The organism is Curtobacterium sp. MCLR17_054, from assembly GCF_003234335.2.
Lineage (GTDB): Bacteria > Actinomycetota > Actinomycetes > Actinomycetales > Microbacteriaceae > Curtobacterium > Curtobacterium flaccumfaciens.
The window spans coordinates 103794-120535 of sequence record NZ_CP126264.1 but is presented as its reverse complement, the minus strand read 5'-3'; the positions used below and the strand labels follow the sequence as shown (position 1 = coordinate 120535).

16 protein-coding genes and 2 pseudogenes are annotated in these 16742 nt (G+C 65.3%); 11 read left to right on the top strand and 7 right to left on the bottom strand.

All coding sequences use genetic code 11. The features are described 5' to 3' along the window. Positions 1-14 precede the first annotated feature (14 nt). The gene (locus DEJ08_RS18630) at positions 15-221 is read right to left on the bottom strand and encodes a hypothetical protein (RefSeq protein ID WP_146248593.1); all 207 of its coding nucleotides are present in this window, start codon (positions 219-221) and stop codon (positions 15-17) included. A 380-nt stretch (positions 222-601) separates the two neighbouring features. Here DEJ08_RS18630 and DEJ08_RS18625 point away from each other — a divergent pair, with 380 nt between their 5' ends. Beyond that, positions 602-952: a hypothetical protein gene (locus tag DEJ08_RS18625; protein ID WP_181439091.1), complete on the top strand. Its 351-nt coding sequence runs from the start codon at positions 602-604 to the stop codon at positions 950-952. Between the two features lie 225 nt (positions 953-1177). Here the strand turns inward: DEJ08_RS18625 and DEJ08_RS18620 are convergent, their stop codons facing one another. Beyond that, the gene (locus DEJ08_RS18620) at positions 1178-2647 is read right to left on the bottom strand and encodes a ParB/RepB/Spo0J family partition protein (RefSeq protein WP_111055688.1); all 1470 of its coding nucleotides are present in this window, start codon (positions 2645-2647) and stop codon (positions 1178-1180) included. A 102-nt stretch (positions 2648-2749) separates the two neighbouring features. After that, complete coding sequence (locus DEJ08_RS18615) at positions 2750-3091, bottom strand: DUF3846 domain-containing protein (RefSeq protein WP_181439090.1); 342 nt, start codon at positions 3089-3091, stop codon at positions 2750-2752. A gap of 764 nt (positions 3092-3855) precedes the next feature. Between DEJ08_RS18615 and DEJ08_RS18610 the strand changes: the two genes are divergently transcribed. Next, positions 3856-4368, top strand: coding sequence for a hypothetical protein (locus DEJ08_RS18610; protein WP_146248591.1), 513 nt, complete (start codon positions 3856-3858; stop codon positions 4366-4368). 82 nt (positions 4369-4450) lie between these two features. Here the strand turns inward: DEJ08_RS18610 and DEJ08_RS18605 are convergent, their stop codons facing one another. Further along, on the bottom strand, positions 4451-4615 hold the full coding sequence (locus tag DEJ08_RS18605) for a hypothetical protein (RefSeq protein WP_181439089.1): 165 nt from the start codon (positions 4613-4615) through the stop codon (positions 4451-4453). An 806-nt stretch (positions 4616-5421) separates the two neighbouring features. On the opposite strand from DEJ08_RS18605, the gene DEJ08_RS18600 reads away from it, so the two are divergent. Further along, positions 5422-5649 carry a hypothetical protein gene (locus DEJ08_RS18600; protein ID WP_111055685.1) on the top strand — a complete coding sequence of 76 codons (228 nt, stop codon included), beginning with the start codon at positions 5422-5424 and terminating at the stop codon, positions 5647-5649. 188 nt (positions 5650-5837) lie between these two features. Then, the gene (locus DEJ08_RS18595; protein WP_111055684.1) at positions 5838-6410 is read left to right on the top strand and encodes a GntR family transcriptional regulator; all 573 of its coding nucleotides are present in this window, start codon (positions 5838-5840) and stop codon (positions 6408-6410) included. 40 nt (positions 6411-6450) lie between these two features. Here the strand turns inward: DEJ08_RS18595 and DEJ08_RS18590 are convergent, their stop codons facing one another. Next, positions 6451-6903 (bottom strand): cupin domain-containing protein, encoded by a 453-nt coding sequence (locus DEJ08_RS18590; protein WP_181439088.1) that lies wholly within the window; start codon positions 6901-6903, stop codon positions 6451-6453. A 94-nt stretch (positions 6904-6997) separates the two neighbouring features. Between DEJ08_RS18590 and DEJ08_RS18585 the strand changes: the two are divergent. Beyond that, a pseudogene (locus DEJ08_RS18585) lies at positions 6998-7262 on the top strand (transposase); the annotation flags it as partial. Positions 7263-9025: 1763 nt separating this feature from the next. Here the strand turns inward: DEJ08_RS18585 and DEJ08_RS19010 are convergent. After that, a pseudogene (locus tag DEJ08_RS19010) lies at positions 9026-9318 on the bottom strand (ATP-binding protein); the annotation flags it as partial. A gap of 1032 nt (positions 9319-10350) precedes the next feature. Between DEJ08_RS19010 and DEJ08_RS18930 the strand changes: the two are divergent. The 3 genes from DEJ08_RS18930 (at position 10351) to DEJ08_RS18570 (ending at position 12550) form a co-directional block, all read left to right on the top strand. Next, positions 10351-10572, top strand: coding sequence for a PRC-barrel domain-containing protein (locus DEJ08_RS18930; RefSeq protein WP_349775362.1), 222 nt, complete (start codon positions 10351-10353; stop codon positions 10570-10572). Positions 10573-10741: 169 nt separating this feature from the next. Continuing rightward, positions 10742-11065: a YsnF/AvaK domain-containing protein gene (locus tag DEJ08_RS18925; RefSeq protein ID WP_258367320.1), complete on the top strand. Its 324-nt coding sequence runs from the start codon at positions 10742-10744 to the stop codon at positions 11063-11065. A 539-nt stretch (positions 11066-11604) separates the two neighbouring features. Then, a protein-coding gene (locus tag DEJ08_RS18570; RefSeq protein WP_284180527.1) for an IS5 family transposase occupies positions 11605-12550 on the top strand; the annotation gives its coding sequence in 2 pieces (ribosomal slippage) (positions 11605-11955 and positions 11957-12550; 945 coding nt in all). Here the strand turns inward: DEJ08_RS18570 and DEJ08_RS19005 are convergent. After that, positions 12547-12879 carry an ArsR/SmtB family transcription factor gene (locus DEJ08_RS19005; RefSeq protein ID WP_181439099.1) on the bottom strand — a complete coding sequence of 111 codons (333 nt, stop codon included), beginning with the start codon at positions 12877-12879 and terminating at the stop codon, positions 12547-12549. The two genes, DEJ08_RS18570 and DEJ08_RS19005, sit on opposite strands and share 4 nt — an antisense overlap. A gap of 89 nt (positions 12880-12968) precedes the next feature. Between DEJ08_RS19005 and DEJ08_RS18565 the strand changes: the two genes are divergently transcribed. From DEJ08_RS18565 to DEJ08_RS18555, 3 genes are read left to right on the top strand one after another with little or no spacing between them, the layout of a single operon-like run. After that, complete coding sequence (locus tag DEJ08_RS18565; protein WP_146248605.1) at positions 12969-15053, top strand: hypothetical protein; 2085 nt, start codon at positions 12969-12971, stop codon at positions 15051-15053. Continuing rightward, a complete protein-coding gene (locus tag DEJ08_RS18560) occupies positions 15050-15622 on the top strand; it encodes a hypothetical protein (RefSeq protein WP_111055733.1) in 573 nt (190 codons plus the stop codon). Before DEJ08_RS18565 ends, DEJ08_RS18560 begins: the two co-directional genes overlap by 4 nt. Continuing rightward, complete coding sequence (locus DEJ08_RS18555) at positions 15594-15782, top strand: hypothetical protein (RefSeq protein WP_111055732.1); 189 nt, start codon at positions 15594-15596, stop codon at positions 15780-15782. The genes DEJ08_RS18560 and DEJ08_RS18555 overlap by 29 nt, the downstream gene beginning before the upstream one ends. Positions 15783-16742: the final 960 nt, after the last annotated feature.

Below are 16742 nucleotides of genomic sequence, written 5' to 3'. Positions count from 1 at the left end.
CCTCCCGCGTTTGGTCACTCGTCGGGGCCGGTGTGGATCAGGGTGTCCACGAAGGTCGTGAAGTCCGGTCCTGCTATCGCCGCGGTGTGCGTCAGGACGTAGCCCTGCTTCAACCTCACTTGCAGGTCCTCGTCACGTTCGGCGATCTTCGCCAACTGCCGCGGAATCTCGTCCGCGTCCACCACCGGGATAAGTGTTGCCAGGCTTTCGATACGTTGCATTGTTCTTCCTCTCCCTCTCGTTTTTTTGCCGTGAAGGCGGTTATCCGCCTTAGCAACCGGAGGCCGCAGTGCAACCCGGAGGGCGGTGGGGGAGAGAATTTCGGCGCGAAATAAGGGAGCTTGCGACCGCGTGTCGAAAATCTCGGAGGAGCCGGTGGCGAAGCCACTTGAACGGAGACCCGGAGGTTGCTACGAGGGAGCTTGCGACCGAGCCGCCGGAGGCTTCACGGCGAAAAAACGGGCCGAAGGCCCTACAGCACCGGCGGAGCCGGTTCCACCCGGAGTGAAACGACTCCCGGCCTCCGGCCGGAAGCACTGGACGCACCTGTTCTCGGCGGGTCCGGCAGGGCGGGGGCCGGTGCTGCTGGCAGCATCCGGGCATGAGAACCCGACGCGGCGCCCGGAAGGGCCGGCCCAGGAACCCGGGCAACCCAATCGACGTCCTGCTCGAGCAGGACGACACCACGCCCCCGACCTCCGCACCCGCCGGCGTCGACGCCGACGTTGCTCGGACGATCGAGGTCCTGCACTCGTTCTGGGTGCAGCCCGCGGACCTGGTGCCCTGCTACGTCGACGGCTGCACCGACCCGGCGGAACCGGAGGCATGGGAACCGATCGACCTCGACACCGGCGATGAACTGCCGGGCCGGTTCTGCGACGAGCACCAGCTCGCCTGGATCACCAGCCCACGTGAGTCGACGTCGACCACCGGGGATCTCGTCTCCCCCTGAGCGCTCTTGAGCGCGGCGCCGCGCTGCGGTGTCGTCGCGCTGCGAGCTCCGTCGAGCAGCGCCGGGGTCGGGGAGGGGGCGGAGCCCCTTGCCGCGGCGGCGGAGCCGTCGCGCAGCCCACGGACACCAGGACAGCCCGATGGGACACCTGCGGGCCGTGATGGGACACGAACCGGTGCCGGGTGGGCGTGGGGGCCGCTGGTTGCGACCCCCACGCTGGTTCACCTACTCGGCGGGCGTGGCCTCGCCGTCCTCCGGTTCTGCGTCGGGCTGGATGCCTGCGGCGATCTTCTCGACCTGGCTGAGCGGGTAGCCCCACGCTGCCAACTGGCCAAGGTAGCCGCGGGAGTCGGCGTTCGGGGTGCGCCACCACTCACGGTTCGCCGTGTTCTCGAATCCGGCGAGCACGACCGCGAGGGACATGTGCAGCCCCTTCGCGGGGTGCTGCTCGACCCACTGGGAGAGCGTGTCCGGCTCCCACCCGCTCGACTCGATGCCGAGCAGACCGCGGGCGTTCACCACGCCGGAGGCGAACCGGGTGCTGGCGTGGCGCGTGAGCGCGATCGCCAGGAACCGGGCAGCGTCCTTCGGCGCGTTCTTGCGCTGCAGGAGCGACGCAACGAACTCGCGGCGCACGTCGTCGGCTGCGTCCCACGCCTTGTTGTTGGCGACCAGGAGCCGACGTGCGGCCTTCCGTTCCTCCGCCTCGGCTTCGGCGTCCGCGTCGGACTTCGGCTCGGCCGAGGCCGACGCCGACGCCGGGACACCTACGCCGACGCGCCCGACGCGGAGCGTGTGGACGTTCGGGGTCGCGCACACGGGAACGGCGACGACCTCGCCGTACTGTCGCACCTCGTACGCCGCGCCGGGGCACTCGGCGTGCTCGGCCTCGGTGATCGGGGTTCGGTCGTCGTAGGCGATCACGTCGTCACCGGCGTTGGTGAACCGGGACAGCGGCGCGTAGTCGTCGTCATCGGTCACCACCCGCTTGCCCGCTGCGGCCAGTTCCGCGGTGAGCGCGTCCACCGCGGCGGCACGCTCCCGGTCACGGCGGAGGCGCGCAGCGACGTGGGCCAGTTCGTCGTCGTCGTAGCCCTTCGCAATCCACTCCGTCAGTTCGGTGACTGCTTCGTCGTCGCCGTCGAACTCGGCCACCAGAAGCGCCTGGGTGAACGTCGCCTGCCCGGATGCCACGGCCGTGGCCGCTGCGTCCGACTTCGCGACGGTCAGGGTCTGCTTCACCGAGTCACGCTTCGTGCCCGTCTCGCGGGCAATCGCGGTGACCGACAGGCCCTCGATTTCCAACTGGCGGTACGCGGCGATCCGGTCACCGTCCGACAGGGCGGTGCGGCGCTCGTTGGCGACCAACTGCTCCGCGATCCGCTTGGCGGTGCTGTCGTCACGGGCCGTGACGAAGACGGGGACAGCCACGGCAGCCTCGCGGGCGGCGAGGACGCGCATCTGGCCGTCGCGGACCACCACGGCCCCCTCGGCGTTCCGGTAGCCGATGGTCGGCAGGAGCACCCCGTGACGCTTCACGGAGGCCAGGAACGCGGGGTCAAGGTCGGCCGCGGTGCGGACGTTGTTCTCGATCACCACGTCCACCGCGGGGACGTGCACCAGGTCAACGCCGCTCGCGTCGGGCTGGGGCTGGTCGGTCAGGTGGGTGACGGTGATGTGTTCTGCAATGCTCATGGTCTTGACGCTTTCCGGTAGTGACCGGGTGCGGGTCCTGGCAATTAGGCGTTGTCGGGAACTCCGCACCCGGTCTTTTTCTATGGGTGGGACTGCTGGGTGTTACTGCTCGCGGAACACTGCGGACAGTGCTTCCGCCCGGGTGAGCGCCATCCGTGCGTGCTGGAACGCCCGCATGACGGCCGTGTACTGATCCGGCGACAGCGACCGGGTGTCCCCGGCTTCGTCGTAGGTCAGGAACAGGACCGTCCCGTACAGCGGCGACGCCGCCCGGGAACGCCCGAGCGCAACCGCCGCGACGGTGGCGAGGTCGTTGCGGCCCCCCGCGTACATGCCCTCGTCATCGATCCACGCATCGATCCGGCCGTCGAGGCGAACCACGTCCACCAGGCGGCACCCGATCTGCTCCCGCGTGCCCTGCAGGGTCGACTCACGTGCGTTCACGACGACGCCTTCAACCGCACCATCTGCGGTCGCTCGAATACCCATCAACTTCATTTCCGTTCTCCTTGTCCCCTCCTCGTTTTTTTGCCGAGAAGGCGGTTTACCGCCTAGCGGCCGGGAGGGGTGTGTCTACCCGAAGGGCGGAGGGGGAGAGAATTTCGGCGCGAAATAAGGGAGCTTGCGACCGCGTGCCGAAAATCTCGGAGGATCCGGCCGCGCCAGCGGCTAGACACGGCCCGGGAGGCTGCTACGAGGGAGCTTGCGACCGAGCCACCGAAGGCTTCTCGGTGAAAAACGGGCCGCAGGCCCAGAGCGCTGGCCGGCTTGCCGGCTCCCATCAGACAAGATCAGCCCGCCGGCGGCGGCCCGCTCAGACAGAACAGGCCGCCGCCGGCGGTCCGTTTGGATCCCGCGTGCTCGAGGAGCTCGCCGGCGCGCAGAGGCCAGCGAACGTGAAGCGGCCCCGGCCTGTTGGGGAACAGGGCCGGGGCCGGCTGCAGCTCGAGCGAATAGGGGGGCTGCTCGAGCTGCGGGCGCCCGAAGTCGCTGGGGGGAATGGTCCGGGCGCAGACCATCACGGTACGCACGACCCCCGGTGCCGGCAACCGGGGTCGGCTATGACGTCGCTGAGAGCTCGTCTGTCACGCCGCGGAGCGTACGCGGATCGATCCCGAGCGGACAACTGACCGCAGATGACAAACGTCAACAACTGCGTGTCGGTGTCTTCAAGCGGCAGCCTGTGCCCGCACGCTTAGGATCTCTACATGCTCGCCGCATCGGAAGCAGTATCGGCCTTTGACTGGTGGTCGGGGATTGTCCTGCCATCCATCAGCGCGATGGCATCCATACTGCTCGCGGCAGCTGCGCTCGTCGTCTCGGTGCGAGCTCTCCGTCAGTCCAACAAGGTGATGCAGCAGACGTCTCGACGCGAGCGCGCGGTGGAAGCGGACCGGCTTAACCGCCTTGCCGCTGTTACAGCAAAAGCGCTGATGGACGATGCGACATGGCCCGCACTTGCTGAGGTTGCGTCCGCTCATGGCGAGTTCGATCGCACCGACCGCCAAGGAGCAAAGTCTGTTACAGCCCAACTTCAATCCTGGCTGTTGCACAACAACGACCCGGGTATGGACAAGATCCTCAAGAACTGGGTCGTGGTGGACATTTGGAGTCGAACGTTGGATGGCATCAGCCGCTATCTAGAGGACGACAGTGAGCGATGGCGGCTCGAACTGTTGTCCACAGCTGACGTGATGGAGCGCCGGCCCCGCCATCAGTAGGGCGCAATCACCGGGCGTACCTGCGCGGACAGCACGCCCTGGTCATCGAGGTGCTAACTGAGCTGCAGCCGAGTAACCACCATTACTGCTGGAGCAAAGGGACGACGAGGTGGGCGGAGCCGACGAGTACGCCTGCGACGCGCACGATGAGCCAGGTCACGCCCCAGGGGCCCTTGGGTGGCAGCGGGGCGGTTGCGTGCGACTTCTGGTGTTCGAAACGGAACGTGTAGGTGGACTTGTTGTTCATGCGTTGTCGCTCCTTGGCGGTTGGTCGCACTCTGTTCTACGGCTCAGACGGCCGGAGTCCCAGACGAATTTCTGCTGCTCCCTCTCTGATACGGCGTTCGCGAGACAACAGACCAACGGCGGCTCACACATCGCCCACTCGCCGGCGGCGTTGCCAGGCAGACGATCAGCTCCTGCGGCGCGGATCCGCGCAGTTGCACGCCTGTTCAAAGTCGCGGTAGGCTGGCCCCGCGTCAGTGGTGCGCGCAAAAAGCCAGTCCATCGGACTGGCTTTCGTCATGTCCGGCCCGAGAACGTATGCTGGCACCGCTCGAGATAACTCTGCCCGCAACGCAAGCAACACTCGACCACATCAACCAGGCCGGCCCCGTCAGGGCCGGCCATTTGCTTGCCCACGCCGGACCGCCGCGAACTCACTCGCTCCGCGCATAGGAGCACCACGCGCCCATCGGAGTCGATCCGCATGCCTGCAGGCATGTCCCGAAATCAGCTATGCTGAGGCACGCATCATCAGTGCGCGCAAAAAGCCAGTCCATCGGACTGGCTTTCGTCATGTCCGGCCCGAACCGTAGGCTGGAACCGCTCGAGACGACTCTGCCTTCAGCGCAGCATCCGAGCACCACGAACAGGCCGGTCCCGTCAGGGCCGGCCTTTTCCATGCCCTCAACGCGGGAGCACACAGCAGACGACTCGCTCCGCGCATAGGGGTACTACGCGCCCACCGGGCGCCCACGTCGGCTCCCGGCGCTCTAGACCCCCGCCCACGACGGGCGGGCTGGCCATACGGCCAAACCCGAAGGAGCCAACATGCCCATCACCGACACCACGGTGGACATGCTGACGGCCTTCGGCGGCACCATCCTGACCGGCGTCATCACGGTCATCCCCTCCGTGCTCGGCTTCCTCCTGCGCAAGCAGGTCGCGGAGCTGGTCAAGCACGTCGTGGACATCGTGGACGACCGCACGCTGGCCAAGGACCCCGAGCGGGCACGCATCGTCGCAGAACTGCGGCGAGCCCGTCTCGGGAAGAAGTAGCCGCCGAAAAAACGCCAACCCTCATTCGGGAAGGAGAGCTCTGCCCTTTGGCGTATCGATAGGGGTACCCCATCTGAGAGTGTTCCCTTCGCTCTGCCGTCTCGATAGCCGATCGTCAACCGGTACTGCTGCTTCGCGGTGCCGGAAGCATGGTGGGGTGGGCAGGCTCGTGGCATACGTTTACATGCATGCCCGTGCCGCAGCCCTCGTCTGAACCCCAACGTCAACTGATCCGTGACATCGCGTACTCCCGGATCCGTGACGAGATCCTCAACGGTCAGCTCGAGCCCGGCGAGAAACTCAACGACGCGGACCTGACCGCATGGCTGCAGGTATCGCGGACCCCGATCCGGGAAGCGATCGCGATGCTCGCCGCGGACGGGCTGATCCAGATGGAACCCAACCGGTACACCCGCATCCAAGACCGGTCCCCGGATGCATACCGGCGAGCAGCGGAGTACATGCACATGATCCGCAGCTTCGTCCTGGACCACCTCGACCGTGTTCCTACGAAGGAACTCTCGGAAGCGCGGAGACGGATGAGTGGTCTGCTGCCGAAGCTGCAGGACCACGACCGGGACGCGCAAGTTGCGTTTAACGACGAGTTCGGAGAGCTCGCCGCGATGATCGACAATCCCCTCATCACGGCCGCTGAGCAACGCGTCCGCTCCCAAGCCCAATTCCACCTGCAACACCCCGACGCTGCGATCGACTGGGACCACATCACCAACCACGCCGCAACCCTTACCGGCCGCGCCTGATATCACGTCGACGCATCCTGTGGCCTCTGAGCGACGGCAGCTACGCGGCGTCGCAGTTGCTGAGGTCGGTTTCCGCGAGCGGCTTGCCCTCCGGGGTGAGGTAGGTGACATACAGCACCAGCGGCGTCGCGGCCTCGTTCACTCCTTCGTGCACGTAGCCGGGTCCCTCGTTGATCGTGTCGCCAGCGCGGTAGACATGCACGCCACCGGGGTAGATCGACGCGTAATGCGTCAACGTGCCCTCTTCGACGACACCAACCAAGCGGCCGTAATGGCAGTGTTTACCAGTGCTCGCACCCGGCTGGAACGACAACCGCCGGAAGTTCACCTGCACCGGCCCGGCAACCCTCACCTCCGCATCGCCGTCCTGACGGCCCTGCGCGAGCTCATCGATCGTTGGCGCTGCAGCACGGGACGTCGTCGCTGTTACCGCCGCAGCCGCACGAGTCGACGCAAGATCCGCTCGTACACCAACCACAATGACTGCGAGCACGGCAACGCTGCCCACAAGACGGGCGAGAACTATACGGAAATTCATCACCCCACTACATAATCAGAATATTGGCATGATGGCGGAGCCAGTGCCCTCCTGGGCGGAGTTCGTCCCGTTCCTGGCATACGACGTCGAGATCCGGAACGTGATCTGCACCACGAACGCGATCGAGTCGATCAACGCCCGCTACCGGCGCGCGGTCCGCGCGCCGGTAGCACTTCCCGAACGAGCAGGCGGCGCTGAAGTGCCTCTACCTCGTGACGAGGTCGCTTGACCCCACCGGCGGTGGCCGGGCACGCTGGATGATCAGGTGGAAGCCCGCCCTCAACGCGTTCGCGATCAACTACCCCGACCGCCTCGAGCGCACCACCCACTACCGAACCCGCCAGACCCCACACACCGTTGCTCAGACAGTCTTGAGAGAATCGTATGTTTGGGGGTTATCTGCCGATCTTCTGACGGATGGTCGTGGTGATGTTTCGGGCAAGTTGGCGGCGGCGGTCTGGGTTACGGAGTTCGGAGCTGTCGCCGATCGTGGACAGCAAGTCGTCGACTGCGTGGACCGCGTCGTTCCAGGCTCGTTCCGTCAAAGCTCGCTGCTGTGCGGCAGCGAACGAGGTGGGTTCCTGCGATGAGATCATCGGTTCCCTTTCGCGGTATCCGCCCTGGCCATGCCGGCGGGTGGCTGCGCATCAGGTGCATAACGGCGGTGATGTGCTCCTCGAGCCCCGCAACGGTCCTGGTTTCCTGCATTGCCGCGGTGACGAGGCACTCGTAAGCGGCGACACGAGCGTTGCACCAACCCGCCTCCAAGCCCAGCTCGCGCCGCATCCGCATGAGCGTCGACAACAACCACGGAACGCGCACCCTGCCACCCTCTCTCCGTAGTCTGACTGCGTAATCAGTATTGTGCAGGCATGGACACGATGGTGTGTACCAGCGAGTACTGGATCCTCCGATGCACGCTCCCGCATGGCCACCCCGGCAATCATCGGCATGTGGGCCGCAGCGTGGAACACGGCGGGGCAAAACCCGTGCCCGATCACCACGCATCACGCGGAAGCCCACTCCAATGTGTAAAGCGGGGCACACCAGGCGTTGACGGCGATGACCGAACCTCACTGCCACGACCGCATGGCGGCGGGAAGGTTCCTGACTCTCCGCTGGGTGGCGCGAGTGGCGGAACTCGAATCAGCATGCCAGTTCGTGCGGAGTGCTCTTTGTTGATCGTCCCACCACACCCGCGCACCTTATGTCTCCGTTTATTCTGGCGGGTCGGGCAGTCCGGTGATCGACAGTGGCGCCCACTTCGGGGTACGAAGGTCATGCGCGTCGATGTCATGCGCCCGGACCAGCAGGTGCAGCACATACCCGCGGGTCCACCCGGCAGACCAGCCACAGAGCGGACACTGATAGAGGCTCATCGCCGAACATCCCGTCCAGGGGTGCCGAGCAGCTCGTCCCGGATCCGCTGCGGCAACGGAAGATCATGTACGAGATAGTCGTGTTGCACGATCGCGCGTCGCACCGCATGCATCTCCGGAGCAGTCACCGACCAGCCGCAGATGATGCACTCGTACTCGACCCGTTGCACATTTGACATCTCAGTTGATCATTATTGCACCGATTGTCGGATCTGGGTACGGTTACCGGGTGGTGTTGAGTCGTGGAGGCTCCACCATCACTCCGGTCGGCCGTTCTGACAACGATCCCGCCGACCATGCGTGGGGCGTGTCCATCCCCCATCGGACACGCCCCACCACCACCATGCTCCGCTACCGCGCCGAAGCCGAAAACGCCGACCCACCCTGTCGTCCGGCAGAAGATATCCATCCGAGGCCGCGCAGATCAGCCAAGAAGTGGATACCGCGGAGCGTCAGGCGCAAAACAGTCCGGTAGCCGATCGGCTTGCGGACTGGTTGGGGGAGTAGGTATCCGGTTCCGAGTAAACGTCGGATGCGCCCCACGGGTGCACCGCTCGGTGTCTTCCTTGGCTCAGCAGTCGTGAGCAGTCGCAGCTTGGATCTACTGCGGTCATCCTCAATGCCGTAGCGGTGTGGCGGTGCCGATTACGAGACACGCCTTGGCCAAGTAGACCGTTAGAGCTGGTGCTGGTTGCGGGGTGTTTGAGTCGGCGGCTGGTCTTGCCGGTCTCGAGAATGGTGTCGTTGAATGCGAGGCGGTCGACGACCCGTGGCACAGAGCGTGGGTCGGTGAACGTCGTCGTCCATCCGCTGAAAGACTCGTTCGACGCGATCGGGACGGAGATCTTTCTCTCGTTCGGTGAGTCCCTCAAGCAGCAGTTCAGAGCCGCCGTAACTAAGCTCGTCGATCATGAGCAGGCCGACGCACTCCGTAACGCGTGATGGTGCGAGCGAGTTATTTCTCGGCGGCTGCCTCGATGAGCTCGTTTATCTGATGGAGGGGCTGGAGGGGGGTATCTCACGGTGGGGTCGGGTCGGTTGTGGTCCCGGCCCGACCCCAGTGGTGTGGTGCTCAGTACTGCTGGTTACTTCAATAGGGTGGTTGTGCAGCTGACTTAACTTGTCAGGAACCGACTCAAACGCCCGGTAGCGTTTCCGGATCTGCATCCCACTTGTAGAACACACTCGTGTTGTTACTGTCAGTAGGGTCTGCCAAACTATGACGCTCCGACCAGGTGCCATTGTTGTTTGACAGCCACCCGGATGCAATTTTATAGAACGTGCGTCCACCAAGAATGCTCAATGAGGCTTCAGCGCTCTCTGCCCTCAGATAAATAGCATTAACGGGCTTTGGTAAGCTCCCTGAGAATATTGTCGATTCTTGATCTGGCCCCACTTCGGATTGAAGTCAACGTCTTTCGACTCAGTGCCCCCGTCGTCAAATTGAAATTCGATGTTAAGGTTGATAAATGTCTAAGCAGCATCCGTGGTTTCCGCAACATTATTCTCTACCACGTACCGCCCTTAATCTCGTTAACGTGTTGTCAATCAGCCTTTTGGGGGACGCGCGGCCCTAAATCTGAGAGTATCCTGGGGGTATAGGCGTGTTTCGGAGGGCGGTGGCAGGGTGAGCTCGTCACGAGGTTTTCGATGACGAACACCGCACGGAAGGCATGTCCATGAATCTCACAATCGAAGAAATTCTCGGCATCAACGTCGCCGGCATCAGTGTCGGTAGTGAAGATCTCTATGTAAGCGTCGGCTTCAACCCGTTCGGGTAGGGGAGAGTCTTCGTTAGTAGGGGAGTTCAAGGTCGGGGGGCTGAAATCCGTCGTTGACGGCAGCCCTCCGCTCTTGTTTGCAATCCGGACGCAGCTCGTCGGTCGCGCGCGCGGCAATTGCCGATGGCGTCCAGGGGTTCGAGTCGCTACGAGCACAGACCACTTCGAGTAGTGCGGTTTGGCCCTTGTAGCCCAACTGGGAGAGGCGGAGAAGTCCCCTCCGTCGCGGCAGCGAGCCGGTTGTGGTGACCGACCGGAACGGCGACAAGGTCGGCACCGTCAAGCAGGTCTATCTCGGCAACGACAGCGGCCAGCCCCTCTTCGCATCCGTCTCCACCGGACTGTTCGGCACGGCCGAGTCGTTCGTCCCCGCTCCAGGACGCCAGCTTCACCGGCGACGAGCTCCGTGTCACCTTCGACAAGGACACCATCAAAGACGCACCTCGCATCGACGCCGATGGTGACCTGTCCGAGCAGGAACAGGACCGCATCTTCGACCACTACGGCATCAGCACCACCAGTGGAGTCAACGGTGACTACGGCACCGCCAGTGCCGGCCACGACACATCTGGGCCGGACACGTACGACGCGATGACTCGTTCCGAGGAACGCCTGAATGTCGGTACGCAGAACGTGCAAACCGGACGTGCACGACTCCGGAAGCACGTCGTCACCGAACAGCAGCACGTCACCGTCCCCGTGCAGCACGAAGAAGTCACCCTCGAGCGCGAACCGATCACCGACACGAACGTCGACGCCGCGACCAACGGGCCGGCCCTCAGCGAGGAAGAGCACGAAGGGACCCTGAACGAGGAACGCGTCGTGGTCGACAAGGAAACCGTCCCCGTCGAGCGCGTCAAGCTCGGCACCGAAACCCACACCGAGCAGCAGCAGGTCACTGAGGATGTTGCCCACGAGGAGATCGAACTCGACGAAAACGACACCACCCACCACTAACCGCAGCAGCTACGATGGTGCGCCCTGGCGGAGGAAAACACGGCACATCACCCGACCGCGAACGGACCCGAGACCCGGACCCCGTTCGACATTATCCGCACCTCGCATGAACCGGCGCACACGCCGTCGTGCAGCCAAGGCCACACCCCCTCATCGCAGCGACACTAAAACCTTACGGAATAGCCGTGAAGGGGAAACGCGCCGTCATCGCAAACCAGACGAGACCTGCGCAAACGTGGCGTCTTTCGACGTTGGCGACCTCTCGATGAGTGCTCCGGTGACAGGCGTGGATCAGGGCCCCTGTCACCGAACACCCCGGTGGGGAAGACACGTTCGAGTCGCCCCTTCCCACTGGTGGAACCACCCGGGTATCGGCGGTGGCTCAGCATGACCAATTCCCCACCATCAGGAAAGTAGACAATGCGTTCTACCACGGCGGTGGTCGCGGTCAGGTGTTGCGCTCACGCCGGATGCGCTCCCGCTCGGCATCTAGGGCGTGTCTTGTAATCGGTTGCTCGTGATTCCTGGATGCTGTTGGGGTGCCTCGCTTCCAGTTGCTCTCGGATGCTCAGTGGGTGTTGATCGCTGATTTGTTGCCCGGTCGGACGGGTCGCGCGGGGCGGCCGTTCGCGGACGCCAGGAGCATGGTCGAGGGCATCATCTACCGGTACCGGACCGGGATCGCGTGGCGGGACCTGCCGCGGACGTTCGGGCCGTGGCAGACGGTATGGGCTTGGCATCGCCGGCTCGCTGGCGATGACACCTGGGATATCGTCCTCGACCGGCTCTTGACCGCGGCGGACGCGGCCGGGCAGGTGGACTGGTCGGTGTCGGTGGACTCCACGATCGCCCGTGCGCATCAGCACGCCACGAACATCACCCGCACCACAGGGGGCTTCATCGAATTACACGGATCCTCGGTCCGAGCCGCCTGACCACGGGTTCGGCCGCTCCCGCGGCGGCCTGTCCACGAAGGTGCACCAGCTCGTCGACGGGCACGGGCTGCCGCTGGTGACACTGATCACACCCGGGCAGGCCGGCGACTCACCGATGCTGCTGCCCCTGCTGGCCGAGCTTCGCGTCGCTCGGCCAGTCGGCCGGCCACGCACCCGACCCGAGAAGCTCCGCGGTGACAAGGCGTACTCATCCCGAGCCATCCGAGCCCATCTGCGCGGTCGCGGCATCGAGGCAGTGATCCCGGAACCCCGCGACCAGCAAGGACACCGAAAGCGGCGCGGATTCCGCGGCGGCAGACCCGTCACCTACGACCCGATCGACTACAAACAGCGCAACGTCATCGAGCGCGGCTTCTGTCGGTTGAAGCAGTGGCGAGGCCTGGCGACCCGGTACGACAAACTCGCGATCGCCTACCGCGCCGCCGTCGTCCTCAACGCCGTCATCGCCTGGCTCCACCAATTGCAAGACACGCCCTACCTCACCGGGGCGTGCATCCCCGTAACAGGGGGAGAAGGACTCGGCTACTAAGACCTCCCGTTGGTGACGTAGTCAGCCCATGCCCGAGTGAGCTCGCGGACCCGATCCGGAAGGGCGAAATAACGAGGAGAGCGCCCCCGGCGGAGCTCCGGCTCAAGGTCGCCCTTCACTACCCCTGCAGCCTCTAGCGCGCGTAAGTGTGCAATGAACGAGGTCTTGCCGAGACCCCCGACACCTTCGTAGAGAGGCCCAAGAGGGAGACCTGGGTGTTCAACCAGATAGCGAAGGATCTCGAGCCGGATTGGACTACTGAGTACCTCGACGGCAAGCCGAACGTCATCCGGCCAAGACGACGCATCCGGGGCGTATGACTTTGGCATCCGTCTATCTTGCCCGACAAGTGAATGCATCGGTATATACACCACCTGTAGCGAAGCATGTTGCACTTAACCCGGTGTATGGTCGATGCATGAAGTTTTTCCCGTTGCGCGCCGCTTCCATGTCCCTGAGGCCAACGGCAAGGAAATGGATTGCCCTGGCAGCGATCCTTCCGGCCATGTTGGGGCCGCTCTCAACCGCGGTGACTGCGAGCGCTGTTGGGATGCGTCCGTATGCGTCGATGGGTCCTGGGTATGGGCAGCCGGGTGTGGGTGCGGGGGAGTTGGGGGCGTTTCGTGCGGAGTCGGATGGCCGGCTGGTGTGGTGTATTGACGCGGGTGCGCTCTCACCCACGGGTGGGGTGACGGGTGCACCGAAGGTGGTGCCGAACCTGTCGGATGACCACGGCCACACGCTCACCGCGGACGAGCTCGCGAAGTTGAACGCGATCATCAGCCGACACGGCCCCAGTGCGAACAACGACCAGGCCGCCGCGATCGCCCTGTTCGTGTGGGGGCTTGCGGACCCGACGGACTACAACGGCCATGGCATGTCGGGCAACGCCTGGTTCATCACCCGTGCTCCGGCGTCAGCGCGGCCGGCGATCCGGAACTTTCTGGCCGCGTATCGGGCGGAAGCGAAGACGATCAAGGCTGCTCCGGCGGCGGGGAAGGCGTCCCTGTCGATCCGGATGGGGTCTTCCTACGACGGTCAGGTGACGGTGTCTGCGTCCCCGGCGACTACGAAGGGCACGTTGACGCTGTCGGGTGCGCATGTGGCGGGGTCGTCTGCGACGACCGCTTCCGTGAAGAACGGGTCGGTGGTGAAGATCACGGGGACACCGACGGATGCGCAGGCGTCGTATCGGATCACCGCGAACGCGCACTTCACCGGTACCGGCGGCTACGCCGGCAACGTCCGCCTCTACACGACACCCGGCGCGCAACGCCTGATCAGCGCCGGCACCCCCGGCCAACCCGACTTCAACGCATCAACCTTCAAGACCGACCCACTGTCGACGGTGTTCTCTCCGGTAGTGACCACCAAGGTCGCGTCGAAGTTCGTCAAGCCCGGCCAGGCGTTCGTCGACGGGCTCACCGCATCCGTGGCGAAGGGGTCTCAGAAGTGGCGCCAGGCTTCCAACGGCACATACCTTGCTGTGAAGACAACGGGAGCACTCTATGGACCCTTCGTGGCACCACCCACGACCGCGAACACAGCTCCCGCGAAGGCCCCGATCGTTGGCACTGACACGGTCACGCTGGATAAGGGTCCGGGGTCGTACAAGTCGTCGGGGAAGCTAAAAGCGGCCAAGGGTGGCTACTACACGTGGGTGTGGTCCATCCGTGCCGCTGACCATGGCCGCACGCAGACGCAGATCCCGAAGAGCTACGCGTTCACGGACCGGTTCGGGTTGGTGGCGGAGACGCACGTGTCGCCGTCCGCGATCACCGCCACCAGCCACGTCGCGGACGGGGAGGTGCCGCTCTCGGGTGCGCTCGTTGACGGCATCGATGTTGCCGCACAGGGCGGCGCGTGGTTGCAGGACAGTGCCGGCAAGCCGGTCCCGGTGACGTTCACCGGGACCGCGTACCACGTCCCCGGCGACGGAGCGCCCGCCGTGTCGGACACCGTCACGAAGGGCGCCGTGCCGCTCGGGACGCGGAAGCTCACCGCGCCGAAGCTTGGCAGCTACACGACCGCGGCCGAGCCGATCGAAGCGCCTGCCGCGTCCGGCGGGTATGTGTCATGGGTGTGGCAGATCCGCACCGCGGATCAGCCGGCGAAGTGGCAGGGGTACGTGCAGGACTGGTCGGACAGTTTCGGCCTCCCGAACGAGACCGCCCGGATCCTGGTCCCGGAGGTGTCGTCGGTGGCGAAAGCGGACATTGCCCTCGGCTCACCAGCAACCGACACCGGGATCATCGCGGGCACCATGCCCGCCAAGCCCGCGCAACTAACGTTCGAGGCATACCGGCAACCGCAAGCCGACGACCACTTCCAGCAGCCCCGCACCACCGACGACACCACCGCCGCTGTGCCCGGCGACAAGCCGGCAGACGGTGGCAGCACTGCAGACGACGATGGAACGCAGCCGGATGCGCCGTTCGTGCCAAGGGCGTGTGCACGGCGGGGAACCGGGTGTTCACCACGGCGGACTCGCCCCTTGAGGTGACGGAGGCTGGTGAGTACGAATCCGCTCCGGCCGCGTTCGCCCAGTACGGCGACTACTTCTGGGTCGAAACGCTCCGCGCATCTACCGGTGAGGTGATCGCGCGTGGGGAGTGTGGTGCGCTCGGGGAAACCACCACCGTGTCCCCGTTCGCTGTCACTACCACCGCCACGCAGGCCATCGACGCCGGCGACACCGCGCACGACACCCTCCACCTCACCGGGCCGATCCCGGACGGTGTCACCGCAACATTCACCGCCTACCAGCAGGACGGCTCCGGCCGGGACGTGTGCACCGCGAACAACCAGATCGGCACCTCCACCCCCATCGCGGTCCCCGCCACCGACACCGACGTGGTCCGCAGCCGCAGCGCGGCGGCGTTCACCGCGACCATTCCCAGACCTGCCCTGACGCTCCCGGACGGTGGGCGGGTGCACTGGGTCGAAACCCTCCGCCTCGCTGACGGCACCATCCACCACGTCGGGGAGTGCGGTGCGAAGGGTGAAACCACGCACGTCACCACCCGCACCGCCGGTCCCACCCGTGAAAGCAGCACCGCCGGCACCACGTGAGTTCGCGTTCACCGGCAGTCAACTCCCGATCCTCGCCACCAGCGGCGCCGCAATCGCAGCCGCAGCACTCGGGCTGATCGTCATCGGACTCCGCCGCCGACGCAACACCACCACGACAGACACCGACAGCGACCCCGCGGACACGCTGCTCGAGGAGTAGGTGGCAGTGGTCGGGCGGCAGTCCCATGAGCCCATTCCCGCTGCCGCCCGACACCACCTTCCCGGACACAGGTTCACCGCTGGTCCGGAAGCCCATCCCGGGAAGAACGCTCCCGCCGTGCAACGAAAGCGTCCTCCCCGGCCCCGTCGCAGTCACACAGCAAACCAACGAACAACTGCGACGGGAACGTCGGAGACCCCGCCTCGATGTGAGGCCTCCTCCGAGGGTTCCACCGAATGTGAGTCAAACGTGAACCCTCGCTTCCAGTGGTGATGTACTAATTACCTACAAGCTCGCCCAGGTAGACCGGCGTGTCTACTTCTTCGTGGAGAACCACAATGACCAACACCTTCCTCGACCGGCTCCGTAACGGTCTCGACAACACCGCCACCCGGCTGCAGGCTGGATACCGGGCGGCGTGGGCGGTAAAGCCCGTCCGCTACACCGCCACCGGCATAGCGGGGTGCGCGGTCGCCGCGTCAGCAGCACTGGCCATCAGCCCGCCACCGGGACCTCCCACACCCCGCACACTCACGTCACCCACACCCAGGCCGCCACAACCCGCAGCGCAACACCGAAGCCGAAGGTGAAGGAGTCAGCTGCACCGCAGCACGACACCGCCGCCTCTGCGGACCACGGCACGAGCACACACACCACCGGTAGCGCAACAGCCAGCACGGGGTCGGGGTCGAACCGGACCACCACCAGCACCGGGCGGGGGCCGCGGCGAAGCCCGCTCCGGCCGCACCGAAGCCCGCAGCACCCGCACATCCGGCGCCGGCACCGCCGGCACCGAAACCGCCCGTGCAGCAGCCTCCCGCACCACCCGCCTATACCGACGCCGACGCCTGGCGCGACGTGGTCAGCAGCTACGGCGCCCGACCGATGGGGTCGGACTGCGACTTCATCAACTCGGGGACGTGGGGTCGTACTTCACCCCCGCCCGCTCCGGCACGTCAG

Bases quoted from the DNA above. Each gene is read 5' to 3' on its own strand.
- DEJ08_RS18630 (WP_146248593.1), bottom strand. From the start codon at position 221: ATGCAACGTATCGAAAGCCTGGCAACACTTATCCCGGTGGTGGACGCG.
- DEJ08_RS18625 (WP_181439091.1), top strand. From the start codon at position 602: ATGAGAACCCGACGCGGCGCCCGGAAGGGCCGGCCCAGGAACCCGGGC.
- DEJ08_RS18620 (WP_111055688.1), bottom strand. From the start codon at position 2,647: ATGAGCATTGCAGAACACATCACCGTCACCCACCTGACCGACCAGCCC.
- DEJ08_RS18610 (WP_146248591.1), top strand. From the start codon at position 3,856: ATGCTCGCCGCATCGGAAGCAGTATCGGCCTTTGACTGGTGGTCGGGG.
- DEJ08_RS18605 (WP_181439089.1), bottom strand. From the start codon at position 4,615: ATGAACAACAAGTCCACCTACACGTTCCGTTTCGAACACCAGAAGTCG.
- DEJ08_RS18600 (WP_111055685.1), top strand. From the start codon at position 5,422: ATGCCCATCACCGACACCACGGTGGACATGCTGACGGCCTTCGGCGGC.
- DEJ08_RS18595 (WP_111055684.1), top strand. From the start codon at position 5,838: ATGCCCGTGCCGCAGCCCTCGTCTGAACCCCAACGTCAACTGATCCGT.
- DEJ08_RS19005 (WP_181439099.1), bottom strand. From the start codon at position 12,879: ATGCCAAAGTCATACGCCCCGGATGCGTCGTCTTGGCCGGATGACGTT.
- DEJ08_RS18565 (WP_146248605.1), top strand. From the start codon at position 12,969: ATGAAGTTTTTCCCGTTGCGCGCCGCTTCCATGTCCCTGAGGCCAACG.